21 protein-coding genes are annotated in these 24,182 nt (G+C 73.1%); 11 read left to right on the top strand and 10 right to left on the bottom strand.

The features are described from left to right. Positions 1-17: 17 nt before the first annotated feature. Both BUE41_RS05095 and BUE41_RS05090 read left to right on the top strand, forming a co-directional pair. Positions 18-1,634 (top strand): DUF7800 domain-containing protein, encoded by a 1,617-nt coding sequence (locus tag BUE41_RS05095; RefSeq protein ID WP_073455688.1) that lies wholly within the window; start codon positions 18-20, stop codon positions 1,632-1,634. Beyond that, positions 1,631-2,146, top strand: coding sequence for a GNAT family N-acetyltransferase (locus BUE41_RS05090; protein ID WP_234996970.1), 516 nt, complete (start codon positions 1,631-1,633; stop codon positions 2,144-2,146). The genes BUE41_RS05095 and BUE41_RS05090 overlap by 4 nt, the downstream gene beginning before the upstream one ends. Here BUE41_RS05090 and BUE41_RS05085 read toward each other — a convergent pair. Next, positions 2,143-2,847, bottom strand: a complete 705-nt coding sequence (locus tag BUE41_RS05085; protein WP_234996968.1) for a TetR/AcrR family transcriptional regulator — start codon at positions 2,845-2,847, stop codon at positions 2,143-2,145. The two genes, BUE41_RS05090 and BUE41_RS05085, sit on opposite strands and share 4 nt — an antisense overlap. Positions 2,848-2,962: 115 nt before the next feature. Between BUE41_RS05085 and BUE41_RS05080 the strand changes: the two genes are divergently transcribed. Further along, positions 2,963-4,414, top strand: coding sequence for a DHA2 family efflux MFS transporter permease subunit (locus BUE41_RS05080; RefSeq protein WP_073455927.1), 1,452 nt, complete (start codon positions 2,963-2,965; stop codon positions 4,412-4,414). Between the two features lie 21 nt (positions 4,415-4,435). Here the strand turns inward: BUE41_RS05080 and BUE41_RS05075 are convergent, their stop codons facing one another. Further along, on the bottom strand, positions 4,436-5,170 hold the full coding sequence (locus BUE41_RS05075) for a maleylpyruvate isomerase family mycothiol-dependent enzyme (protein WP_073455687.1): 735 nt from the start codon (positions 5,168-5,170) through the stop codon (positions 4,436-4,438). A gap of 115 nt (positions 5,171-5,285) precedes the next feature. Between BUE41_RS05075 and BUE41_RS05070 the strand changes: the two genes are divergently transcribed. Beyond that, positions 5,286-5,537, top strand: coding sequence for a hypothetical protein (locus tag BUE41_RS05070; RefSeq protein ID WP_073455686.1), 252 nt, complete (start codon positions 5,286-5,288; stop codon positions 5,535-5,537). A 103-nt stretch (positions 5,538-5,640) separates the two neighbouring features. Continuing rightward, positions 5,641-8,844, top strand: a complete 3,204-nt coding sequence (icmF, locus tag BUE41_RS05065; protein WP_073455685.1) for a fused isobutyryl-CoA mutase/GTPase IcmF — start codon at positions 5,641-5,643, stop codon at positions 8,842-8,844. A 146-nt stretch (positions 8,845-8,990) separates the two neighbouring features. Here the strand turns inward: icmF and BUE41_RS05060 are convergent, their stop codons facing one another. Continuing rightward, positions 8,991-10,094: an outer membrane protein assembly factor BamB family protein gene (locus BUE41_RS05060; protein ID WP_073455684.1), complete on the bottom strand. Its 1,104-nt coding sequence runs from the start codon at positions 10,092-10,094 to the stop codon at positions 8,991-8,993. A gap of 285 nt (positions 10,095-10,379) precedes the next feature. Here BUE41_RS05060 and BUE41_RS05055 point away from each other — a divergent pair, with 285 nt between their 5' ends. Beyond that, positions 10,380-11,066 (top strand): TetR/AcrR family transcriptional regulator, encoded by a 687-nt coding sequence (locus BUE41_RS05055; protein ID WP_073455683.1) that lies wholly within the window; start codon positions 10,380-10,382, stop codon positions 11,064-11,066. Here BUE41_RS05055 and BUE41_RS05050 read toward each other — a convergent pair. Continuing rightward, positions 10,994-12,205 carry an MFS transporter gene (locus tag BUE41_RS05050; RefSeq protein WP_084754445.1) on the bottom strand — a complete coding sequence of 404 codons (1,212 nt, stop codon included), beginning with the start codon at positions 12,203-12,205 and terminating at the stop codon, positions 10,994-10,996. The two genes, BUE41_RS05055 and BUE41_RS05050, sit on opposite strands and share 73 nt — an antisense overlap. 96 nt (positions 12,206-12,301) lie before the next feature. Here BUE41_RS05050 and BUE41_RS05045 point away from each other — a divergent pair, with 96 nt between their 5' ends. Beyond that, positions 12,302-13,201, top strand: a complete 900-nt coding sequence (locus BUE41_RS05045; protein WP_200803766.1) for a LysR family transcriptional regulator — start codon at positions 12,302-12,304, stop codon at positions 13,199-13,201. On the opposite strand, the gene BUE41_RS05040 is transcribed toward BUE41_RS05045, so the two are convergent. Further along, a complete protein-coding gene (locus tag BUE41_RS05040; protein ID WP_073455681.1) occupies positions 13,186-13,878 on the bottom strand; it encodes a GNAT family N-acetyltransferase in 693 nt (230 codons plus the stop codon). The two genes, BUE41_RS05045 and BUE41_RS05040, sit on opposite strands and share 16 nt — an antisense overlap. A 93-nt stretch (positions 13,879-13,971) precedes the next feature. Here BUE41_RS05040 and BUE41_RS05035 point away from each other — a divergent pair, with 93 nt between their 5' ends. Next, a complete protein-coding gene (locus BUE41_RS05035) occupies positions 13,972-14,733 on the top strand; it encodes a helical backbone metal receptor (RefSeq protein WP_073455680.1) in 762 nt (253 codons plus the stop codon). Beyond that, positions 14,730-15,344 (top strand): trimeric intracellular cation channel family protein, encoded by a 615-nt coding sequence (locus BUE41_RS05030; protein WP_073455679.1) that lies wholly within the window; start codon positions 14,730-14,732, stop codon positions 15,342-15,344. Before BUE41_RS05035 ends, BUE41_RS05030 begins: the two co-directional genes overlap by 4 nt. Here the strand turns inward: BUE41_RS05030 and BUE41_RS05025 are convergent, their stop codons facing one another. After that, positions 15,345-15,998 carry an FMN-dependent NADH-azoreductase gene (locus tag BUE41_RS05025; protein WP_073455678.1) on the bottom strand — a complete coding sequence of 218 codons (654 nt, stop codon included), beginning with the start codon at positions 15,996-15,998 and terminating at the stop codon, positions 15,345-15,347. Positions 15,999-16,099: 101 nt separating this feature from the next. Here BUE41_RS05025 and BUE41_RS05020 point away from each other — a divergent pair, with 101 nt between their 5' ends. After that, positions 16,100-16,603 (top strand): MarR family winged helix-turn-helix transcriptional regulator, encoded by a 504-nt coding sequence (locus BUE41_RS05020; RefSeq protein ID WP_073455677.1) that lies wholly within the window; start codon positions 16,100-16,102, stop codon positions 16,601-16,603. A 28-nt stretch (positions 16,604-16,631) separates the two neighbouring features. Here the strand turns inward: BUE41_RS05020 and BUE41_RS05015 are convergent, their stop codons facing one another. Both BUE41_RS05015 and BUE41_RS05010 read right to left on the bottom strand, forming a co-directional pair. Next, positions 16,632-17,873 carry an RNA polymerase sigma factor gene (locus BUE41_RS05015; RefSeq protein ID WP_073455676.1) on the bottom strand — a complete coding sequence of 414 codons (1,242 nt, stop codon included), beginning with the start codon at positions 17,871-17,873 and terminating at the stop codon, positions 16,632-16,634. Then, positions 17,870-18,238 carry a YciI family protein gene (locus BUE41_RS05010; protein WP_073455675.1) on the bottom strand — a complete coding sequence of 123 codons (369 nt, stop codon included), beginning with the start codon at positions 18,236-18,238 and terminating at the stop codon, positions 17,870-17,872. The genes BUE41_RS05015 and BUE41_RS05010 overlap by 4 nt, the downstream gene beginning before the upstream one ends. Positions 18,239-18,382: 144 nt before the next feature. Between BUE41_RS05010 and BUE41_RS05005 the strand changes: the two genes are divergently transcribed. Beyond that, positions 18,383-20,317: a serine/threonine-protein kinase gene (locus tag BUE41_RS05005; RefSeq protein ID WP_234996966.1), complete on the top strand. Its 1,935-nt coding sequence runs from the start codon at positions 18,383-18,385 to the stop codon at positions 20,315-20,317. A gap of 9 nt (positions 20,318-20,326) precedes the next feature. On the opposite strand, the gene betT is transcribed toward BUE41_RS05005, so the two are convergent. Both betT and betA read right to left on the bottom strand, forming a co-directional pair. Beyond that, the gene (betT, locus tag BUE41_RS05000) at positions 20,327-22,402 is read right to left on the bottom strand and encodes a choline BCCT transporter BetT (protein WP_200803765.1); all 2,076 of its coding nucleotides are present in this window, start codon (positions 22,400-22,402) and stop codon (positions 20,327-20,329) included. After that, positions 22,399-24,111, bottom strand: coding sequence for a choline dehydrogenase (gene betA / locus BUE41_RS04995; RefSeq protein WP_073455673.1), 1,713 nt, complete (start codon positions 24,109-24,111; stop codon positions 22,399-22,401). Before betA ends, betT begins: the two co-directional genes overlap by 4 nt. Positions 24,112-24,182 lie beyond the last annotated feature (71 nt).

Raw genomic sequence — 24,182 nt, 5'->3', positions numbered from 1 at the left:
TCGGTAGGGTGTCGCCGATGTCGCTCGTCCTGGGTCCGATACTGCGGCACGTCGGCGAGACGACCGCGCTCGTGTGGGTGCAGACGAGCCGGCCGACCACCGTGCAGGTGCTCGACGCGACCGCGCGCACCGTCGAGATCGCCGGCCACCACTTCGCGCTCGTGCCGCTCACCGGGCTCACCCCCGACACCCGCACCCCGTACTCGGTGGAGCTGGACGGTGAACAGGTGTGGCCGCCCGCGACCAGCCCGTTCCCGCCGAGCGTGATCCCGACGCGCGGACCGGCGACGGCGGGACGGGCGCAGATCGTCTTCGGCTCCTGCCGCTACGGCAAGGTCGACGATCGCGCGTTCGCCCGCCGGCTGGGCATCGATGCGCTCGACGCGTTCGCCGCGCGCATGGCCCGCGGGCCGGTCGAGGAGTGGCCGGAGGCGCTGCTGCTGCTCGGCGACCAGGTCTACGCCGACGAGCTGACCCCGCAGCACCGCCGCCGGCTCGCCGCCCGCACCGACCGGAACCCGGACTGGCCCGACGACGAGATCGTCGGGTTCGACGAGTACGTCGGCCTCTACGTCGCCGCGTGGAGCGATCCGGAGATCCGCTGGATCATGTCGACCGTCCCCACGGCGATGATCTTCGACGATCACGACGTGCGCGACGACTGGAACACCTCAGCGGCCTGGCGCGCGGAGATCCGGCGCAAGCCCTGGTGGCGCACCCGGATCCGCTCAGCGCTGGCGTCCTACTGGGTGTTCCAGCACCTCGGCAACCTCTCCCCCGACCAGCTGGCCGCAGACCGGGACTGGCAGGCCGTGCTCACCCACGACGGCGACGCGTGGCCGATCGTCGAGGCGCTGGCCGACCGCGCCGACGCGGAGACCGGCGGCGCGAAGGACGTGCGGTTCAGCTTCCGCTGGGACGTCGGCCGCACCCGCATCGTCATGATCGACTCGCGCAACGGCCGGATCCTCGACGGCCGCCGCGAGATGCTCGGTGACGACGAGTTCCGCTGGGTCGAGGAGCAGGTCCGCGCGTCGGGCGAGGTCGACCACCTGGTGCTGGGGACGTCGCTGCCGTGGCTGATGCCACCTGCGATCGCCGAGCTGGAGACGGCCAACGAGATCTCGGCGCACCGCCCCGGCCGACGCGGCCGGCTGGCCGAGAAGGTCCGCCAGGCCGCCGACCTGGAGCACTGGCCGGCGTTCCGGGCCTCGTTCGACCGGCTCACGGCGCTCGTCGCGCGAGCGGCGTCGAGCGGGGTGGCGTCGGTGTCGGTGGTCTCCGGCGACGTCCACGACAGCTACGCGGCGGCGGCGCAGCTGGCCGACGCGTCCCCCGGGGCGGCACCCGTGCACCAGCTGGTGTGCTCCCCGGTGCACAACGTGCTCGACTGGTTCGTACCACCGTTCTTCCGGGCCGCGTGGTCCCGCGTCGCCACCCGGCTCGCCGACCTGTGGGCGAGCCGCGCCGGCGCCCCGCCGAAGCGCGTGACCTGGCGCAAGCTCGCCGGCCCGTTCTTCGGCAACACCATCGCCACCCTGCGCCTGGACGGCCGCACCGCCGTCGCCGTGTTCGAACAACCGCTCAGTGCGGCTTCGCTCGTCGAACGGTCCCGATTGGAGCTGACCCCGTGACCATCACCGATCCCGGCCCGATCGCCGGCCAGACCGTCGTGCTGCGCCCCGCCACCGCCGACCACGTCCGGACGTTCCTGGACATCCTGCGGCACAAGGAGATCGCCACCTGGTGGGGCGGCTACGACCTCGAACGCGTCCGCCGCGAGCTGCTGGGCCCGAACTGCTACGCCATCGAGCTGGCCGGCGAGGTCGCGGGCCTGATCATCTACCGCGAGGAGCTCGACCCCGACCACAAGCACGCCGCGCTCGACATCGCGCTGCACCCGGACTACCAGAACCAGGGCCTGGGCAGCGACGCGCTGCGCGCGCTGTCGCAGTGGCTGTTCGCGCGCGGCCACCACCGCGTCACGATCGACCCGGGCGCGGACAACGACCGCGCGGTGCGCAGCTGCATGCGGGCCGGGTTCCGCAAGGTCGGCGTGATGCGCCGGTACGAGCGCGGCGCCGACGGCACCTGGCACGACTGCGTGCTGATGGAGCTGCTCGACGACGACCTGACCCGCGTCTAGCCGTGCTCCGGCGGCTCCGCCAGCGCGGCGAGGCCGCCGACCAGCAGGTCCAGCCCGAACCGGAAGCGCTGCTTGTCGTCCCCGGTGGTGAGCTGGCCGGCCAGCGCCGCCGTCACCGGGAACCGGTCGGCGGGCAGCCCTGCGAAGTAGCGCTGGTAGCGCCGGTAGAAGGCGGGATCCTTGGCCGCGTCCTCGCGCGTGGCGTCCTCGACGGCTCGAAAGGTGACGAAGCCGCCGACCACGTCGACCGCCCAGGCCACGGCGTGGTCGGGCACCCCGCCCATGCGCAGCAGCGTCATCGTGATCTCCGACAGGCGCATGGAGTTCGGGCCGACCGGGATGTGCCCGATGGCGAACCGGGCGATGTCGCCGTAGCGCAGCATCGTGGCGTGCGAGTCGGTCCACAGCTGCGTGACCTGTTCGCGCCAGCGCGCCGGATCCGGCTCCGGTAGCGGGATCTCGCCGACCACCTCGTCGAAGAGCAGCTCGAGCAGTTCCTCCTTGTTCGCGACGTGCGCGTACAGCGACGCCGCGCCGGTGTTCAGCTCGGCGGCGATCCGCCGCATCGACAGGGCGTCCATGCCCTCCTCGCGCACCACCCGCAGCCCGGCCTCGATCACCGCGGCGCGGGACAGGCCGTGCCGGCGCATCGGCTTGCGGGGGGTCCACCAGTCCGGCTCAGTCGGGTCGCGGTCGGTCACGCCCTGAGGATAGGCCTGACCGAACGACGTTCGCCAACGAACACCGTTTGACACGCTTACGGAGCCGTAGTAGAACACCGTTCGCCAACGAACACTGTTCGAGATCGGAGTGGTCATGACCGGCACCCCCGTTCCCGCGGCGCCGCCCGGTGCCGCAACCGCTTACCGATGGCGATGGCTCGCCCTCGCCGCGATCCTCGGCGCGGAGGTGATGGACCTGCTCGACGCCACGGTGGTCGGTGTCGCCGCGCCGTCCATCCGTGCCGACCTCGGCGGCGACGGCGCGACGATCCAGTGGATCGCCGCCGGCTACACGCTCGCGTTCGCCGTCGGGCTCATCACCGGCGGCCGACTCGGCGACCTGTACGGCCGCCGGCGCATGTTCCTGGTCGGGCTGGCCGGGTTCGTCGCGGCGTCCGCGCTCTGCGGCTTCGCCGCCTCACCGGAGATGCTGATCACCAGCCGCGTTCTGCAGGGCCTGTTCGGCGCCCTGCTGATCCCGCAGGGCTTCGGGATCATGAAGTCGATGTTCCCGCCGGCGGAGCTGCCGAAGGCGTTCGGCGCCTACGGGCCGGTGATGGGGCTCGCCGCCGTCGCCGGGCCCGTCGTTGCCGGCGTCCTCATCGCCTGGAACCCGGCCGACGCCGGCTGGCGCACCGTGTTCCTGCTGAACGTGCCGCTCGGCCTCGCCGCGTTCGCGCTGGCCGCGGCGATCCTGCCGGAGTCGCGAGCCGCCGGTAGCCCGCGGCCGGACCCGATGGGCTTCGTGCTGGTCAGCCTCGGCCTCACACTGCTGATCTTCCCGCTCGTCGAGGGCCGCGAGCTGGGCTGGCCCGGCTGGACGTTCGCGATGATGGTCGCCGCGGTGCCGGTGCTCGCGCTGTTCGCCGTGCACCAGGTGCGTCGGTCGAGGGCCGGCCGGGCGCCGCTGGTCGAGCCAGGGCTGTTCCGCATCCGCGCCTACACCGGTGGCCTCGTGCTGGGGCTGGTGCTGTTCGGCTCGCTGACCGGGCTCGTGTTCGCGCTCGGCCTGCACCTGCAGCTCTCCCTCGGCTTCACCCCGCTGGAGGCCGGGCTGACGCAGGCGCCGTGGGCGCTGGGCATCGCGATCGGCGCGACGGTGGCCGGGGCCTGGCTGGCGCAGAAGCTGGGCCGGGCGTGCATCCAGCTCGGCGCCGCGATCGCGGTCGCCGGGATCCTCGGCACCGCCGCCGCGCTCGTCGCGGCCGGTCCCGCCGTGAGCGGCTGGGCGCTGGCCCCGGCGCTGCTCGTCACGGGCGTCGGGATCGGCCTGGCCATGACACCGTTCTTCGACATCACCCTGGCCGGGGTGGAGCTGGACATGGTCGGCTCCGCGTCCGGGGTGCTCAACGCCGACCAGCAGCTCGGCGCCACCGCGGGCACGGCCGTGCTGGGCACGGTGTTCTTCGGGCTGCTCGAAGCGGGTCAGGTCACGGCGTCGGTGACGGTGGTGCTCGGGCTGACCGCGGTGCTCATGCTGGTGGTCGTGGGGCTGGCGCGGCTGCTGCCGCCGAAGCCGCGGCCGGACCTGGTGCACGCCGGGTGAGCTCCGGGCCGCGGCTCACCGTCAGGCGAAGTCCGTGTGGTCCAGCCAGCGCTTCCACACCTCGGCGTCGCCGAGGACCTCCACCCCGTCGACCGTGCGCCGCAGCGCCGCCAGCAGCAGGTCCGCCGCCGTCCCCCGGACGGCGGCGTCGGCCTTCTCGTGGCCGTGTTCCCACACCACCCCGCTCGGGGTCCCGCGCAGCACCCACTCCCCGTCCTCGCCGAGGCCGTCGTCGGTGGCGTGCAGGTGCAGCGTCGCCCCGTCCGGCAGCGGGCTCTCCGGGCGGGAGGCGACGATGTCGAACCACTCCGACAGCCCGTCGGCGGCCAGCTCCGGCGCGATCTCGAACGGCCGGCCGAGGGCGAGCGCGGCATCTGCGCGGTGCACGGTCTGCTCGTGCAGCCTGCGGCGGATCCACCAGGCCGCGGGCTTCGGGCCGGTGAAGGTCCAGACCTCGGTGCCGCCCCCGACCTCGGCGACCGCGTCGAGGATGGCCTGCGCCCCGCCGCGCACCCACTCCCGCTCGGCGTCGAGGTCGGCCGGCTGTTCACCGCCGGGCACTGTGCGCGGATCGACGCGCTCGGTAGCGCGGGTGCGGATGATCGTCGCCGCCCAGCGGTCGCCGCGGGCGATGTGCGCCGCGAGCTTGCGGATCGTCCAGCCGGGGCAGGTCGGCACGGGCACGGTGTGGTCGGCGCCGTGGACGAGGTCGGCGAGCGCGGCGTTCTCGGACAGCAGCAATGCGGAGTAGTCCACGCCCGCAACCTAGTGATCCGACCTGCCGCACGGGAACCTCGCATCCCGCGCCGCGCGTGATCGTCCGGTTCACCCCGGGTGATTGACACTGCACGGGATCGGGTAGGAACTCGCCATGCGGCGAGACGCACGGGAGTGGACGGTCCCCGGCTCGTTCCGCGCACTGCTGTGGTGGCCCCCGGTCTCGCTGATGATCGGCATCGTGGCCCCGGACGCGGCAGTGGTCGCGATCATCGTTGCCGGGTTCGTGCTCGCACTGACCGGCGTGCTGGTGCACGCGCTCGGCGCCCGCCTGCGGCGCAGACCCGCCGCCTCGACACCGCGGCCGCGTCCGGCCGAGCCCGCCGAGTTCGACGCCGCGGCCTGACCTGGCCTTCTTCCCGGAGCTTCCCCGGGTCACCTGCACGTCTGGCGTGTGACGTCAGCGCTATCTCTTGCAGGTCCGATACTAGGAAGTCAAACTAACTTGCATGGCCGAGCTCCACGTGCCCGTGCATCCCGTCCGCTTCGTCACCGCCGCGAGCCTCTTCGACGGCCACGACGCGGCGATCAACATCATGCGGCGCCTGCTGCAGCGCCAAGGGGCCGAGGTGATCCACCTCGGGCACAACCGCTCGGTCGACGAGGTGGTCACCGCCGCCATCCAGGAGGATGTGCAGGGCGTGGCCGTCTCCTCGTACCAGGGCGGGCACGTCGAGTACTTCACCTACCTGGTCGAGCTGCTGCGCGAGCGCGGCGCCGCCCACATCAAGGTCTACGGCGGGGGCGGCGGCGTCATCGTCCCCAAGGAGATCGAGCTGCTGCACTCCCGCGGCGTCGCGCGGATCTTCTCGCCGGAGGACGGCCAGCGCCTGGGTCTGCCGGCCATGGTCAACGTGATGATCCGCGAGTGCGACGTCGACCTCGCGCAGACCCCGCCGAGCTCGTTCGACGGCCTCTACACCGGCGAGCCGACCACGCTCTCCCGCGCCCTCACCCTCGCCGAGGCCGGCCGGCTGCCCGCCGACCTGGACCTCACCCCGCGGCGCAAGGTCCCCGTCCTCGGCATCACCGGCACCGGCGGCTCCGGTAAGTCGTCGCTCACCGACGAACTGGTGCGCCGCTTCCGGCTCGACCTGGAGGACAAGCTCAAGATCGCGATCCTGGCGGTCGACCCGACCCGGCGACGGGGCGGCGGGGCGCTGCTCGGCGACCGGATCCGCATGAACGCGCTCGGCGAGAACGTGTTCTTCCGGTCCATGGCCACCCGCGGCAACGAGGGCGGCGTGCCCCAGCACCTCGGCGACGCCCTCGCCGTGCTCAAGGCCGCCGACTTCGACCTGATCATCGTCGAGACGCCCGGGATCGGGCAGGGCGACGCGGGCATCGTGCCGTTCGTCGACCACTCGCTCTACGTGATGACGCCCGAGTTCGGCGCCGCATCGCAGCTCGAGAAGATCGACATGCTCGACTTCGCCGACGCCGTGGCGATCAACAAGTTCGAGCGGCAGGGCGCCGAGGACGCGCTGCGCGACGTCAGCCGCCAGCTGGTCCGCAACCGCGACGCGTTCGGGCAGAGCTGGCAGGACATGCCGGTCTTCGGCACCAGCGCCGCCCGCTTCAACGACGACGGCGTCACGGCGCTCTACCACTTCCTGCGCGACCTGCTGCTGGGCGAGGGGATCCAGGGCCGGTTGCCCAAGGTCGACACCAAGACCTCGTCGGTGCACACCTCGGTGATCCCGCCGGAGCGCGTGCGCTACCTGTCCGAGATCGCCGAGACCGTCCGCCGCTACCACGCGGAGACCGAGAAGGCCGTCGAGGCCGCCCGCAAGCGCCAGCACCTGCGCACCGCCCGCGACCTGGTCGGTGACTCCGCCGCCCGCGCCGAGCTCGAGGCGAAGCTGGCCGAGGTCGAGGAGGAGCTGCCGGCCGACTGCCGCGAGCTGCTCGACACCTGGCCGAATGTCGTCGAGGCCTACAGCGGTGACGAGATGGTGGTGAAGGTCCGCGACAAGGAGCTGCGCACCAGGCTCACCCGCGAGACCCTCTCCGGCAACAAGGTGCCCCGCGTCGCGCTGCCGACCCACACCGAGGACGCCGACCTGCTGCGGTTCCTGCGCAAGGAGAACCTGCCGGGCCGCTTCCCGTTCACCGCGGGCGTGTTCCCGTTCAAGCGGGAGGGCGAGGACCCGGCCCGCATGTTCGCCGGTGAGGGCGACGCGTTCCGCACCAACCGCCGGTTCAAGATCCTCTCGGAGTTCTCCGAGGCCAAGCGCCTGTCCACGGCGTTCGACTCGGTCACCCTCTACGGCCGCGACCCCGACACCCGCCCGGACATCTACGGCAAGATCGGCACCTCCGGCGTCTCGATCGCGACGCTCGACGACATGAAGGAGCTCTACAAGGGCTTCGACCTCACCGCGCCGACCACGTCGGTGTCGATGACGATCAACGGCCCGGCACCGACGATCCTCGCGTTCTTCCTCAACACCGCCGTCGACCAGGCGATCGACCGGTTCCGCGAGGAGGAGGGGCGCGAGCCCGACGCCGCCGAGCGCGAGGAGATCGAGGCGCGGGTGTTCGCCAACGTGCGCGGCACCGTGCAGGCCGACATCCTCAAGGAGGACCAGGGCCAGAACACCTGCATCTTCTCCACCGAGTTCTCCCTGCGGATGATGGCGGACATCCAGGAGTGGTTCATCCGCCACAAGGTCCGCAACTTCTACTCGGTCTCCATCTCCGGCTACCACATCGCCGAAGCCGGGGCGAACCCGATCAGCCAGCTCGCGTTCACGCTCGCCAACGGGTTCACCTACGTCGAGTCGTACCTGGCCCGCGGCATGCACATCGACGACTTCGCGCCCAACCTGTCGTTCTTCTTCTCCAATGGCATGGACGCGGAGTACTCGGTGATCGGCCGGGTCGCGCGGCGGATCTGGGCCATCGCGATGCGCGACAAGTACGGGGCGAACGAGCGCTCGCAGAAGCTCAAGTACCACGTGCAGACGTCGGGCCGCTCCCTGCACGCCCAGGAGATGGCCTTCAACGACATCCGCACCACGCTGCAGGCGCTCTGCGCGCTCTACGACAACGCCAACTCGCTGCACACCAACGCCTACGACGAGGCCGTCACCACCCCCACCGAGGAATCGGTGCGCCGCGCCCTCGCGATCCAGCTGATCATCAACCGCGAGTGGGGCCTGTCGATGAACGAGAACCCGCTGCAGGGCTCGTTCATCATCGAGGAGCTGACCGACCTCGTCGAGGAGGCCGTCCTCGCCGAGTTCGACCGCCTGACCGCCCGCGGTGGCGTGCTCGGCGCGATGGAGACCGGCTACCAGCGCGGGAAGATCCAGGACGAGTCCCTGCTGTACGAGCACCGCAAGCACGACGGCTCGCTGCCGATCATCGGGGTCAACACCTTCCGCAACCCGAACGGCGACCCCATCCCGGAGGAGATCGAGCTGGCTCGGGCGACCGAGGAGGAGAAGCAGAGCCAGCTCCAGCGGCTCCAGGACTTCCACGCGCGGCACTCCAGCGAGGCCAAGGAGGCGCTGCGGCGGCTGCAGGAGGTCGCGACCGGTGAGGGGAACGTGTTCGACGAGCTGATGAAGGCGGCGCGGGTGTGTTCGCTCGGGCAGCTCACGGAAGCGTTCTTCGAGGTCGGGGGCCAGTACCGACGGAACATGTAGGGGTCCGGCGGCCCGGGGCGATGCCCCGGGCCGCCGACTCGGCGCGAGTCGCGGTTCTCGTGACGCGGTCGGACCACCGCTCGAGGCGCGTCCTCCCGCTCACCCACCGGCCGGGCGAGCGGGCGACGGGGTCCGGGGCGGGGCGCCTACCGGGGTGCCCGGGGGTAGCTGACGAGCACGCCGTCGAGGACGAGGGCGACGCGGCCGGTCGGGTCGGTCGCGAGGGCCGCGACGGTGCCGTCCGCGGTGGCGATGCGGGCTTCACCCGTGTGCGGGTCGTAACGGCCGACGGCGCTGCGCGCGACGACGAGGGGATGGCCGCCGGCCGGCACGAACGCCCGGAAGCTGCGGCCGCCGAGGACGTCGTCGTCGGTGCGCCAGAGCTGGCCGCCGGTGGCGGCGTCGAGGCCGCGGAAACCGGAGCGGTCGCCGATCTCGGTGCGGACGGCGTCGAGGACCACGCCGTCGGCGAGGATCGTGGCGGAGTGGTCGCCGGTGCCGCGGCTGGGAGCGGTCCACCGGGTCGTGCCGGCACGGTCGATCGCGACGAGCTGGCCCGCGCGGCGCAGGAGCGTGAGGTCGGTGTCGGCGGCCACGGCTTCGGCGTCCGGGACGGGTGGCGCGAGTTGCGCGCCGTCGGAGACGGCGTAGCTCGCGCCGGTGTCAGCCACGATGCGGCCGCCTGCCGGGAGGAGGCGGGTCGCCGTGGCCGGGACCTCCCAGGCGACGGCGCCGGTCGTCGCGTCGACGGCGGTCAGCGCGCCCTGCCGGGCCAGGACCGCCCGATCCCCCACCGTGACGAGCGGGCTCGTCGGCCACGCCGACGCGCCGCGCTCGCGGCACCAGCGGTCGGTCCCGGTGGCGGCGTCGAGGCCGAAGATGCGGAGGCGGTCGGTGGTGGTGGCACCGACGACGCGGTTCCCGGACACGGCGATGGTCGCGGTCTCGCCGGGCACGGCGACGCTCCACAGCAGTGCTCCGGTTCGCGGGTGGCGGGCCGACAGCACCGCCCCGGCGAGGAGGACGTCGGCGTCCGGCGTCGCGGCGAGCGCGTCGACGTCGCCGACGGGGGTGGCGTGCGCGGGAGGGGCGGCCCCGAGGGCGGCCAGGTCGGGTGGCCGGGTCTCGCCGGTGGCGGGGACAGGTGGCACGTCGTCGAGCGTGCAACCACCGCGGGTGGCGACGGCGGCGACGATGCCACCGGCCAGCACGAGGACGGCCAGGACGACGAGGGGGACGCGCGAGCGCACGGACAGGACAGTACGGCCGTGGGGTCGGGAACGGCCGGCGGCGCACGGGACGCCTCGGCCACGAACCGGGAAATCCGGACGAAGACGACGAGCCGGTCACGGGGGAACGCTCACGTCCGCGTAGGATGTGCCGCCGGATCCGCGCACCAGCACGCACAAGGGGGTGGTCTGGCCCGCCCCGATCACGGGCCAGACCACCGCGACGACGCACCGTCGGCCGCACCGACTGGTATCCATGCCCCGCCACCACGGGGAACGAGTCCGAACGCGAAGGGGTACGCCGTCGTGGCAGAAGGCACCCGACCGGCTCGCACCCGTCCCGCCCGGTCCGAGACCCGACGGCGCGTGCTCGACGCGGCGTTCGCCGTGTTCGGCGAGCGCGGGATCGCCGCCTCGTCGATCAGCGAGGTCGCCGAGGCCGCGGGCATGACCAAGGGCGCGGTCTACTCCAACTTCGCCAGCAAGGACGATCTCGTGCTCGCGCTCATGGAGGAGCACGCCATGGCGCGGCTGACCGGGGCGCTGGCCGAGATCACCGAGGCACCCGATCCGTACGCGGCGATCACCGAGGCAGCCGCGGTGCTGGTGCGCGCCATGCGCGTCGACGCGGCATGGCACCGGATCCTCGCGGAGTACTTCGCGTTGTCCCACCACGACCCGGAGCGGAGGGCGGCGCTGCGACAGCGCCGCCGAGAGGCGCGCGGCGCCGTCGCCCGCGGCCTCGTGCGGCTGTCCGAGCAGACGGGCCTGCGGCTGCCGCTGCCCGTCGACGAGCTCGCGGTCGTGCTGTTCGCACTGAGCAACGGGCTGGCCGTCGAGTCCGGGATCGATCCACCGGCCGTGCCCGATGAGCTGTTCGGGAAGGTGCTGCTCCTGCTGGCCGGAGCTCCGGAGGTGCGTCAGGGCGCCGCGGGCAGCGGCCGCACGCCGAGCGCGAGCACCAGCGTCGCGACCAGCAGCGCCGCGATGTAGGCCGCGGTCGCCGGCCAGGCGCCCGCGTCGTAGGCGAGCCCGCCGACGGTGCCGACGATGCTGCTGCCGGCGTAGGTGCCGAACAGGTACTGGGCGGAGGCGATCGCGGGCCTGCCGTCGGGCAGGAGCACGGCGCGCCGGCTCACCCACGAGCTGGCCACCGTGTGCGCGGCGAAGAACCCGACCGTCATCACCAGCAACCCCAGCAGCATCACGGCCAGCACGTCCGGCACGCTCACGACGGCGCCCACGACGGCGATCAGCGCGGCACCGCACAGCACCGGGCGGCGACCCACCCGGTCGGCCAGCCTGCCCGCCGCCGTCGACGTCCACGAGCCGAGGAGGTAGGCGAGGAACACCAGGCCCGCGACGCTCGCCGGCAGCGAGAACGGCGGTGCGATGAGGCGGAAACCGAGGTAGTTGAAGACCGTCGCGAACGTGCCCATCATCAGGAACCCGATCAGGAACAGGCGCATCAGCGCCGGATCGGCGAGGTGCCGCCGCAGTGGCGCACCGAGCTCGCGCAGCCGGCCGCCGCCACCGTCCGGGGCGAGCTGCGGCGGCAGCGCGAGCCGGAACCCGATCGTGCACAGCAACGCCGTCGCACCGATCGCGGCGAGACCGAGCCGCCAGCCGCTCAGATCGGCGATGGTGCCGGCGATCAACCGTCCGGAGAGCCCGCCGATCGTGTTGCCCGCGATGAGCATGCCCACGGCACCGGAGAGGTGCCGCGGGGCGACCTCGGCGGTCACGTGCGCGACCGCCAGCGCGGGCAGCACCGCGATCGTCACGCCCTGCAGCGCCCGCAGGGCGATGAGCACGCCGAGCGTCGGCGCGAGCGGGGTGACCAGCGCCAGCACCGCCGAGACCGCCGTCGCCACCGTCATCGTCCGGGTCCGGCCCCAGCGCTCCGCGACGGCCGACAGGGGAATGATCGCCAGCGCGATCGCACCCGTGGTGGCCGACATCGCCAAGCTGGCCGTCGCCGGGGACACGGCGAAGTCCGCCGCGATGGCGGGCAGCAGCGCCTGCACCGCGTAGATGAGCGCGTAGATCGCCACTCCCGAGCACCACATCGCGATGCCGAGCCTGCGGTAACCGACGGAGCCCCGCTCATGTCCCTCGACGATGGTTGTCATCGACAACTGACGTTAGGTCCCCGCCGGCTGATGCGTCCAATGCATGTTCGGTCCACCACCGATGCAAGCCTGCATCGTCCGGGCGATGATGTGGCGGTGGACGATGCCGACATCCTGGCCGCGACCGCGCCGCGCCTGGCCCGCTTCCTGGCCGTCGCGCACGCCGAGCACGTCACCCGTGCCGCCCGCGACGCCGCCGTCCCGCAGTCCACGCTCTCCCGCAGCATCGCCCGCCTGGAGGCCGAACTCGGAGTGGAGCTGTTCGTCCGCTCCGGGCGCACGATGCGGCTCAGCCGAGCCGGCCGGATCCTGCTGCGGTACGCCGAACGGGCCGCCGCCGAGATCGTGGCGGGCGTGCAGGAGATCCGCGGCGAGGCCGATCCGGTGCGCGGCCGGGTCGGGTTCGCGTTCCTCGCTGCGCTCGGCGGTGTCGACGTGCCCCGGCTCCTGCGGGAGTTCCGCGCAGCGCACCCGCACGCGCGCTGCGACCTGGTCCAGGGCGCGCACGCGATCCTCATGGAGCGGCTGCGCGCCGGCGACGTCGACCTGGCGCTGACCTCCCCCGCGCCGGACGACGTCGGCGTCGAGATCGAGCTGCTCGACGAGGACCCGCTCTACCTCGTCGTGCCCGCCGGACACCGGTTCGCCGACCGGACCTCGGTCGACCTCGCCGAGGCCGCCGACGAGCCGTTCATCGGGTTCCTGCCCGGGTACGGGCTGCGCGCCGCACTGGACCGGCACGCGCGGCGGGCCGGGTTCCGGCCGCGCATGGTGTTCGAGGGCGGCGACGGCGAGATCGTGCGCGGGCTCGTCAGCGCCGGGCTCGGCGTCGCGCTGCTGCCGGCGGCCGCCCACCCGACGCACGACGACATCGTCGAGGTGCCCGTGCCCGGCGCGTTCCGGGCGATCGCGCTGGTCACCGCCGCGGGCCGGACGCTGTCCCCGCCGGCGGCGGCGCTGCGGCAGATCGTGCGCGCCCACTACCGGGCGGGGTAGCTGCGGTCGAGCCGCACCGCCGTGAACGCCGTCTCGCGCCGCAGCCGGAAGCCGAGCGACTCGTAGAGGCGGATCGCCGGTGCGTTCGCCGCGCCCGTGTGCAGGAACGGCAGCTCCCCGCGGGCCCGGATGGTCGCGGCGACGGCGAGGGTCAGCCGCCCCGCCAGGCCCTGACCGCGGTGCGCGGGATCGGTGCACACGGCGCTGATCTCCGCCCAGCCGCCGGGGCGCATCCGCTCCCCCGCCATCGCGACGAGCGCGCCGCCGCGCCGGATGCCGTAGTAGGTGCCGAGGGTGTGGGTGCGCTTCTCGAACGGTCCGGGCCGGGTGCGGCGCACCAGGTCGAGCATCTCCGGCACGTCGGCCTCGGTGAGCACGACCGCCTCCGGGTCGGGAGCACCGGCGACGGCGGATCCGTCGAGCTGCACGCCCGGGATCGACTCGAGCACCCGCCAGCCCGCGGGCGGCCGGTGCACCGGCCCGGTCAGCACGATCGTCGTCGGGCCGACGAGGTCGGCCAGCGCCGCCCACGCCGCGTCGTCGGCGTCCGCGGGCAGCGCGGCGAACGGCGACACGTCGGCGGGGTAGCGGACGGCTGAGCCGGCGCGCTCCGCGATGTCGGCCTGCGGGCCCGTCAGCGCCGACCAGACCGGGTTGTCCAGCGGATGGGTGCTCACGACAGAGCAGAACGATCAGCACCGCCCGGCATTCCCGGACCCGGTGACACCGGCGTCCGCGGCGGCCCGGTCCGCTCGCCGTACTGTTCTCCCATGGCCGATGTCATCGCCGAACTCGTCGACGACGAGCAGCGGCCCGTGCCGGTGCCCACCGAGGTCCGCCGGGTCGTGTCGATCGTGCCGTCGCTCACCGAGGCGGTCGCGGCGAGCGCACCCGGTCTGCTCGTCGGCGCGACGAACTGGTGCACCCATCCCGCTGACCTGGACGTGGCGCGGATCGGCGGCACGAAGAACCCCGACGTCGAGGCGATCGTCGAGCTGAAGCCCGATCTGGTGCTGGCCAACCAGGAGGAGAACCGCCGCCCCGATCTGGACGCGCTGCGCGCCGCCGGGCTCGCGGTGTGGGTCACCGACATCCGCACCCTCGACGGAGCGTTCACCTCGCTGGCGCGGATGCTCGCCGCGTGCCGGCTCGGCAAGCCCGCGTGGCTGGTGGAAGCTGAGCGGGCCTGGGCGGCGCTGCCCGATCCGGCGACGCGGCGGCGTGCGGTGGTGCCGATCTGGCGCAAGCCGTGGATGGCGGTCGGCTCGGACACGTTCACCGGGTCCGTGCTGACCCGCCTCGGTGTCGACAACGTCCTCGCCGACTCCCCGGAGCGCTATCCGCGCTTCGATCCCGCGGAGCTGCCCCCGCACGACCTGGTCGTGCTGCCCGACGAGCCGTACCGGTTCACCGCCGACGACGGCCCGCAGTTCTTCTCCGCTCCGGCCCGGTTGGTCAGCGGCCGTCTGCTGACCTGGTACGGACCGAGCCTGGTCGAGGCGGCAGCGGTGCTGCCCGCCGCCCTGGCATGAGCGCCGATCCACCGCTGCTCCTGGTGCTCGACCTGCTCGGAGTGGCGGTGTTCGCCGCGTCCGGTGCGCTCGCGGCCGTGTACGCGAAGCTCGACGTCTTCGGCGTGGTCGTGCTGGCCGCGGTGACCGCGCTCGGCGGCGGGGTGCTGCGCGACATCCTGCTGGGCATCAACCCGCCGACGACGCTGCAGGACTGGACGTTCCTGTCGGTGCCCGCCGTGGTGGGGCTGCTGGTGTTCCGCTGGCACCCCGCGGTGGCTCGGCTGCAGCGCGCGGTGCAGCTCGCCGACGCGTTCGGCTTGGCCTTGTTCGTCACGACCGGGACGGCGACGGCCTTCTCCGTCGGCGCCCCCGGGGTCACGGCGGTCCTGGTCGGCATGATCACCGGCATCGGCGGCGGTGTGCTGCGCGACGTGCTGCTGCGCGAGATCCCCACCGTGCTGCGGCGGGAGATCTACGCGCTGGCGGCCCTGCTCGGCGCCGTCGTGGTGGTCATCGGGCACGAGCTGGGCCTGCCGTCGTTCCCGGTCGCGCTGGTCGGGGCCCTCCTCGTCGCGGCGGTGCGGGTGCTCGCGCTGTGGCGGCACTGGAACGCGCCGGTCCCTCGCTGATCAAGCCGTGACGGCGGCCTTCGCGAGCTCGCGCCCGACCTCGTCGGCGCGCTGGTGCGCATCGGCGAGCCGCTGGGCGGCGAGCGGACGCAGCGGCTCCATGGCCGGGTTGTGCTCGGCAAGGGTCAGCTCGGTGTCGACGAGGGTGACGTCGGCGCCCATGACCTCGGCGAAGATCCGCATGAGGTAGGGCGTGGTGTAGTCCCAGCCCTCACGGGGAGTGCCGGGCCCGTACCCGCCGCCACGGGCGACGACCAGCGCCAGCGGGCGACCGGTCAGCGCCGCCGTGCCGGGCGCGAAGCGGGCGTCGGCGAGCAGCAGGTCGATCCAGGTCTTCAGGTGGGCCGAGACGCCGTAGTTGTACAGCGGCGCCCCGACGACGATCAGGTCGGCGGCGAGGACCTCGTCGGCCACCGCGGCGGCGAGCGCGAGCGCGGCCCGCTGGGTCGGGGTGCGCTGCGCCTCGTCGGTCTGCGCGGCGGCCACCGCGTTCGACCACGCGGGCGTCGGGATCGGGTCGACGGCCAGGTCGCGGCGCACCACCGTCCCGCCGGGGTTCGCGGCGAGCCAGCTGCTCTGCAGCGTGTCGCCGATCGCGCGGGTCACCGAGGCGTCCGCGCGGATGCTCGTGTCGATGCGCAGGAGGGTGGACATCCAGTGCTCCGTCCGTCGAATTCTTTCTGCGTGCGAGTAGATGTTCTATCGCACAGAAGATTGTGTCAACAGAACTTCCGCAGACGCCGTAGACTGAGGCAATGACCACACCGCAGCAGCTGGAGGCCGATCTCGGCTGGGCGCTGCTCGCGGTGCTGCGCACCTACCGGCAGCTGTCGGAGGCGAGGCTCACCGACCTGCCGGGCGGCCCGCGCGGCTACCACGTCCTGGCCACCGCCGCGCTCGGCGACCCGCCCAGCCAGCTCGCGATGGCCCGCAAGCTGGGCGTCGACCGCACGGTGATGACCTACCTGCTCGACGACCTGGAGGCCGCCGGGCTCATCGAGCGCCGCCCTGATCCCGCCGATCGGCGGGCCCGGCGGATCACCGTCACCCCGGCCGGCAACGAGCGGCTGTGCGCCGTCCAGCGGTCCCTGCGCGAAGCCGAGGAGGCGCTGCTCGCCCCGCTCGCCCCCGAGGACCGCCGAGTGCTGCGGGACCTGCTGCACCGGCTGGCGGTCGGCCTGCAGGCCGGGCCAGGGCCGGGCGTCTGCGTCGAGATGCACCAGCTCACCGACCCCGGCCCCGCCGCGGAGCCCTGCTGACTCACCGCTGCGGACTCACCGCTGCGGGTCAGCCCTGCGCCGCCGCGCGGCGGCGCAGGTAGTCCCGCTCCGGCAGGCTCGCCGTACGCCGGGCTGCCTCCTCGTACTGCGCCTTCGCCCCGGCGAGGTCGCCGGCCATCTCCAGCAGGTGCGCGCGCACCGCGGTCAGCCGGTGGTGCCGCGCGACGCGCGGGTCGGCGTCGAGCGGCTCCAGCAGCGCGAGCCCGGCTCGTGGCCCTTCCACCTTCGCGACGGCGACCGCGCGGTTGAGCGTCACCATCGGGTTCGGGGCGAGCGCGTCGAGGATGCGGTAGAGGATCGCGATCTGCGCCCAGTCCGTTCCGGCGTCGTCGGGCGCCTCGGCGTGCACCGCCGCGATCGCGGCCTGCAGCTGGTACGGGCCGAGCGGGGCGGTCGCGAGCGCCCGGCTCACCAGGTCGACGCCCTCCGCGATGAGCTCGCGGTCCCACAACGAGCGGTCCTGGTCGGCGAGCGGCACCAGCCGGCCGGCCGCATCGGTGCGGGCGCGGCTGCGCGCCTGGGTCAGCAGCATGAGGGCGAGCAGGCCGGCGACCTCGCCGTCGTCCGGCAGGGCGCGGGCCACCGCGCGGGCCAGCCGGATCGCCTCCGCCGCGAGCTCCGGGCGCTGCAGATCCTTCCCCGAGGTGGCCGTGTAGCCCTCGTTGAAGATCAGGTAGAGCACGTGCAGCACGGCCGGCAGCCGCTCCCGGCGCGCCTCGCCCTCCGGCAGCGCGAACCCGCCGGGCACGTCCTTGAGGGTCTTCTTCGCCCGGCTGATCCGCTGGGCCATCGTCGCCTCGGGCACGAGGAACGCCGCCGCGATCTCCGCCGTCGTCAGGCCGCCCACCGCCCGCAGCGACAGCGCCACCTGCGACGGGACCGTCAGCTTCGGGTGGCAGCACATCAAGAGCAGCGTGAGCGAGTCGTCGATCGCGGGTTCGATCTCGTCCGGCGGCGGGGCGACGGGCCCGGTGCCGAACGCCGGATCGGCGAGGGCGTGCTCGGCCTCGCGGCGGCGGCGGGCGCTCTCGCTGCGCCACTCGTCGGTGAGTCGCCGGGTGGCGACCGTGAGCAGCCAGCTGCGGGGCTGAGCGGGCAGACCGTCGCGCGGCCACTGCTGCGCGGCTGCGAGCAGGGCTTCCTGGACGGCGTCCTCGCAGTGGTCGAACTGGCCGTACCGGCGGACGAGCACGCCGAGGACCTGCGGCGCCAGGTCGCGCAGCAGGTCCCCGGTGGCCGGGCTGGTCACATGTCCGCTCCGTGGCTGAACATGACGGCGCGCACCTCGACGCCCATGCCCTCGATGCCGGCGTCGGGGATCATGGCGGCCAGTTCGAGGGCGCGCTCCTCGTTCTCGACGTCGATCAGGTAGTAGCCGCCCAGGTACTCCTTCGCCTCCAGGTACGGGCCGTCGGTGACGACGCGTTCGCCGTCGCGGGTGCGGACGACCTTGCTGGTGGAGGGATCGGCAAGGGCCTGGGTGACGATCAGCTCGCCGGAGGCCCTGATCTTCTCGATGAACTCCTGGTGGCCCTTGCCGATGGCGTCCATGACGTCCGGGGGCAGGGAGTTCAGGAGCTCGGGGTTGTTGTGCATGATCAGCAGGTACTTCATCGTTCGTCCTTCCCTGGGCTCCGGGGTGGGGCCCGTGACGGGGTCGGAGCCGTGGGTGGGAGTTCGACAGTAACGGGCGGGGTGGGGAGCGGCGTTCCGGCGACCCCGCTCCACCGCGCGGCGGCGGTGCGCGAGGATGCGCTGGTGACGGGTGAGCGGTTCGGCAGGTACGTGCTGGTCGACCTGCTGGGCCGCGGGGGCATGGGTGAGGTGTGGCGGGCCCGCGACACCGCCACGGGGCAGACGGTCGCGGTGAAGCGGTTGGCGGCGGGGCTGGCGGGCGAGCCGGCGTTCGCGGCGCGGTTCCGTCGGGAGTGCGCGGTGGCGGCGCGGCTGTCGGATCCGCACATCGTGCCGGTGCTGGACGTCGGGGAGATCGACGGGCGGCTGTACCTGACGATGCCGTGCGTCGAGGGGGCGGATCTGGCGCAGCTGTTGGTTCAGGAGGGGCCGCTGCCGCCCGAACGGGCGGTGCACGTGATCACGCAGGTGGCGGCGGCACTGGACGCGGCGCACCGGGCGGGGTTGGTGCATCGGGACGTGAAGCCGTCGAACGTGCTCGTCACGCCGGACGGGCGGGCGTACCTGACGGACTTCGGGATCGCGCGCGGTGGGGACGACACGGCGGTGACGACGGCCGGGGCGACGGTCGGGACGCTCGCGTACATGGCGCCCGAGCGGTTCGACGATGCGCCGCTGAACGCGCTGGTCGACGTGTACGCGCTGGCCTGCGTGCTGCACGAGGCGCTGACGGCGCAGAAGCCGTTCCCGGTGACCGGGCCGGTGCCGATGATGTCGGCGCACCTGATGCAGCCGCCGCCGCGGCCGTCGCTGCTGCGGCCGGGGGTCCCGCCGGCGCTGGACGACGTGGTCGCGCGCGGGATGGCGAAGGACCCGGCGCAGCGGCACCCGACAGCGGGGGCGCTGGCCGCGCACGCGCAGGCCGCGCTGGGCGCTGCACCGGGGATGCCGACACCGCCGGTTCCGGGTGCGGAGGCGGCGCCGGGAAGACGCCGGGCGGTGCGGTGGATCGCCGCTGCCGCCGGGGCTGCGGTGGTGGTGGCTGCTGCGGCGACGGTGGTGGTCGTCGCGCCCTGGCGAGGAAGCGGCGGGGTGGCGCAGCTGCCGCCGGGGACCGCGACCGCCACGACGGCGGTCCCGCCGACCACGGCGGTCCCGCCGACCACGGCGGCGCCGACGTCGGCGGCGCCGGTGGGGCCGGTGGCGCCGGTGGGGCCGGTGACGATCGCGATGCGGCAGCCGACGAGCCTGGTCGCGGCGGCGGACGGGCGGACCGCGTTCGGGGTCGACGACACCGGCGTGACGCGGATCGACCTGGTCACGGCGACGGCGACGCCGCTCGCGGCGGTGCCCGGGTACGCGGCCGCGCTCACCCCCGACGGGACCCGGCTGCTGGTGCTCACCCAGGACGGTGATCTGACGGTGCTGTCGACCGCGGACGGGGCGGTGCTGGCCGACGCGGACGTCGGGTCGGTGGCGGACGGGCTGAGCGTGTCCGCCGACGGGCGCTGGGCGTACGTCGCGACGCTGTCGACGGTGGCCGTCGTCGACGTGGCCACCGCGCGGATCGTGCACCGGGCGAGCGTCGGCAACTCCCCCACGGGCACGGCCGCGGGGCTGGATGCGGTGTACGCGTCGTGGGTGGAGCTGCAGCACGGCGGCGGGCAGCTGCTGGTGGCCGATCCGGCGACGGCGGCGGTCACGGACCGGATCCCGGTCGGGGACTACCCGCTCGACGTGGCCGTCGCCGGAGCACGGGTGCTCGTCCGGGACCGGCCTGCGGTGTGGGTGGTCGATCCGCGCAGCGGCACGGTGACGCAGGTGCGCGGCGTGGCGGGTCCGCTCGCCGTCGCGGCCGCCCCGGACGGCAGCCGCGCCTACGCGTTGACCAGCGGGGCGGTCGCGGTGATCGACCCCGACTCGGCGACGGTCGTCGCGTCGATCACCGCGCCGGGGGCCCGCGCCGCCGACGTGCCCGGGAGCCCGGGGGCGCTCGCCGTCACCGGCACCGCGTTGGTGGTGGGCACCGGTGACGGCGTGCTGGTCCTCCCCCGCTGAGCCGCCGGATCAGTTCGCCGGGCCGCCGGCCTCGACCGGTGCGCCGTGCTGCAGGCGCAGGAACTCCAGGTGCCGCTCGTACTGGTCGAGCACGTCGTCGATGAGCTGCGTGTGGGTGTAGCCCATGACGTCGTAGCCCTGGCCGCCCTCGTCGAGGTGCACCTCGAGCCGGACGTAGGTCTCCTGCCCCACGATCGCCGGGCCGTAGGCGGGCAGCGGCAGCTCCTGCGGCCAGATGCAGTAGCGGAACGGGTGCTCGGGATCGCCGGTCGGCGCCTTCAGCTCGACGTAGGTGATCCCGTCCTGCTCCAGCAGCTCGGCCTCGGCGTCCTCGACGCCCTGCTGCTGCAGCTCGGCTGCGACCTCCCGCAGCGCGGGCAGCGCCGTCTCCACGAGGTACTCGCGGCCGCGCTCCGGGCTCGGGTGGGCGAGCGCTCTGGTCAGGCGTCGGCGCCACGAGCCCGGACTCGGTTGGGTGCCGTCGATGCTGCGGCCGGACAGCAGCCGCGGCAGCATGCGTTCCAGGCTGCTCGCGCGATGGGCCTCCACGCGCAGCGCCCTGAACAGCCCGATCATCACCGCGACCAGCACGAACGCGAACGGCAGGCCCATGATGACCGTGGCGAACTGCAGCGCGAAGATGCCGTCGACGGACAGGATCGCGAGCGTCAGCGCACCGGTCGCCAGCGCCCAGAAGATCCGCAGGCCGGCCCGGCCGTCCTCGTGGACCGTGCGCAGGTGCGAGGACAGGTTCGCCATCACCAGCGCGCCGGAGTCGGCCGACGTCACGTAGAACAGCAGGCCGACCAGCGTGGCCAGCCCGGCGACGAAGGTGAACGCCGGGTACTCGGCGAGCAGCGCGTAGAAGCCGCCCTCCGGGCTGGCCGAGGCGGTCTCGGCGAACTGGGTGTTGCCGGAGCGGATCAGCTCGATCGCCGCGTTCCCGTAGATGGTGATCCACATGACGATGTAGCTGAACGGGATCACCAGGCAACCGGCGACGAACTCGCGGATCGTCCGCCCGCGCGAGATGCGGGCCAGGAACAGCCCGACGAACGACGCCCAGGCCACCCACCACGCCCAGAAGAACAGCGTCCACAGGCTCATCCAGTCGCCGGTGTCCTCGTAGGCGAAGGTCTGCATCGTCATCGCGGGGAACCGCTGCACGAAGTCGCCGATGTTGAGCACGGCGGCGTTGAGCAGGTACGACGTGCGACCGGTGACGAGGATGTAGACGGCGAGCAGGACCGCGAGCAGCACGTTCGCCTGCGAGAGCAGCTTGATGCCCCGGTCGACGCCGGACACCGCCGAAACGGTGGCGACACCGACGCCGACGACGAGCAGCGCGGCCTGCACCGCGAGCCCCTGCGGCAGCCCGAACAGCAGGTCCAGGCCCACGTTCAGGCCGACGACCGCGATGCCGAGCGAGGTGGCGATGCCGAAGATCGTGCCCAGCACGGCGGCGATGTCGACCGAGTGCCCGATGGCGCCGTCGACCCGCTTGCCGATCAGCGGGTAGAGCGCTGAGCGCACGGCCAGCGGCAGGTTCATGCGGTAGGCGAAGTACCCCATCGCCATGCCCATCAGCGCGTACATGCCCCAGCCGCTGATGCCGTAGTGGAACAGCGCCCACACCGTGGCCTCGCGGGCCGCCTCCACCGTCTGCCCGGGCCCGCTCGGCGGGGTCAGGTACTGAACGGCGGGCTCGTAGACGGCGAAGAACATCAGGTCGGTGCCGATGCCGGCGGCGAAGAGCATCGCCGCCCAGGTGGCCGTGCTGAACGCCGGTCGGGAGTGCTCGGGGCCGAGCCGGATCTTGCCGTAGCGGGAGATCGCGATCCCGATCACGAACACGAGGATCGCGGTGGCGAGGGCGACGTAGTACCAGCCGAACCACGTCGACACCCAGCCGACGACCGCGCCGAGCACCTCCTGGGCGTTGGTCGGGGCGAGGAACGCCCACAGGGTGACGACGGCGGTGCCGATCGCCGCCCCGATGAAGACCACCCACTTCACGGGTGGGAGGCCGGCCGGGGCGGCCGGGCCCGAGCCGTTGGTCGACATCGTGGGGTCGGCGGTGCTCATCGCGCGCCTCCGGACTGGTCGACGAGGGCGTTGCGGGGATCCCCCGGCGGGTAGAGCGGGGTGTTGTCGCGGTAGCGGTAGTACGGGACCTCGAGCGGGGCGAGCGGCTCGTTGCCGAGGATGATGTCGGCGGCCTTCTCAGCCAGCATGACCACCGGGGCGTAGATGTTGCCGTTGGTCACGTACGGCATCACCGAGGCGTCGACGACGCGCAGGCCGTCCACGCCGTGCACGCGCATGGTCAGCGGATCGACCACGCTCATCTCGTCGGTGCCCATCTTGGCGGTGCACGACGGGTGCAGCGCGGTCTCGGCGTCCCGCGCGACCCAGTCCAGGATCTCCTGGTCGGTCTCGACGCTCGGCCCCGGCGAGATCTCGCCGGCGTCGAACGCGGCGAAGGCCGGCTGGCCGAGGATGTGCCGGGCGGCGCGGATGATCTCGATCCACTCGCGGCGGTCGTTCTCCGTCGACAGGTAGTTGAACCGCAGGGCCGGGTGCTTGCGCGGGTCCGTCGAGGTGATCTTGAGGGTGCCGCGCACGTCGGAGTACATCGGGCCGATGTGCACCTGGTAGCCGTGCTCGGCGGCGGGCCGGCTGCCGTCGTAGCGGATGGCGATCGGCAGGAAGTGGAACATCGTGTTCGGGTAGTCCACCCGGTCGTTGCTGCGGATGAACCCGCCCGCCTCGAAGTGGTTGGACGCGCCGACGCCGCTGCGCAGGAACAGCCACTCCGCGCCGATGCGCGGCTTGTGCCGGTGCTTGAGCCACGGGGCGATCGACACCGGCTGCTTGCAGGCGTGCTGGAGGTAGACCTCCAGGTGGTCCTGCAGGTTCTCCCCCACGCCCGGCAGGTCCGCGATGACCTTGATGCCCAGCTGCTCGAGCTCGCTCGCGCTGCCGATGCCGGCCAGCTGCAGCAGCTGCGGGGAGTTGATCGCGCCGCCGCACAGGATGACCTCGCCCGCCTCCACGGTGCGCCGCAACCGCCCGCCGCGCAGGTACTCCACGCCGACGACGCGGTTGCCGCGGGTGCGCAGCCCGGTGACGAACGACAGCGTGTGCACGGTGAGGTTCTTGCGGTTCCTCACCGGGTGCAGGTAGGCGCGCGCCGCGCTCCACCGCCTGCCCCGCTTGACGTTGCGGTCGAACTTGCCGAAGCCTTCCTGGCGGTAGCCGTTCACGTCGTCGGTGAGCGGGTAGCCGGCCTGCTGGACGGCTTCGAAGAACGCCCCGAACAGCGGGCTGGTCGCCGGCCCCCGCTCCAGGTGCAGCGGCCCTGACCCGCCGCGCCACAGGTCGGCGCCCGCGGTGCAGGTCTCCATCCGCTTGAAGTAGGGCAGGCAGTGGGCGTAGTCCCAGGTCTGCATGCCCTCGTCGGCACCCCAGCGCTGGTAGTCCAGCGGGTTGCCCCGCTGGAAGATCATGCCGTTGATGCTGCTGGAGCCGCCGAGCACCTTGCCGCGGGCGTGGTAGATGCGCCGCCCGTTCATGAACGGCTCGGGCTCGGACTCGTAGCGCCAGTCGTAGAGCGGGTTGCCGATCGGGTACGGCAGCGCGGCCGGCATGTGGATGAACGGGTCGATGCGCCAGTCGCTGCGACCAGCCTCCAGCACCAGCACGCTGGTCGACGGATCGACCGACAGCCGGTTCGCCAGCACGCACCCGGCGGAGCCCCCGCCCACGATCACGATGTCGTACCTGTCGCTCATGCTCGGGCCTTCCGCTGGTCCGACCCGGTGCGTGCTGTGGAACTCATGGTGGGCCTCTCGGTCGATCGGCT

Origin of the sequence: Pseudonocardia thermophila (assembly GCF_900142365.1) — a bacterium.
GTDB lineage: Bacteria > Actinomycetota > Actinomycetes > Mycobacteriales > Pseudonocardiaceae > Pseudonocardia > Pseudonocardia thermophila.
Note: the sequence above shows the minus strand (reverse complement) of the source record. Positions and strands in the feature narration are given on the sequence as shown.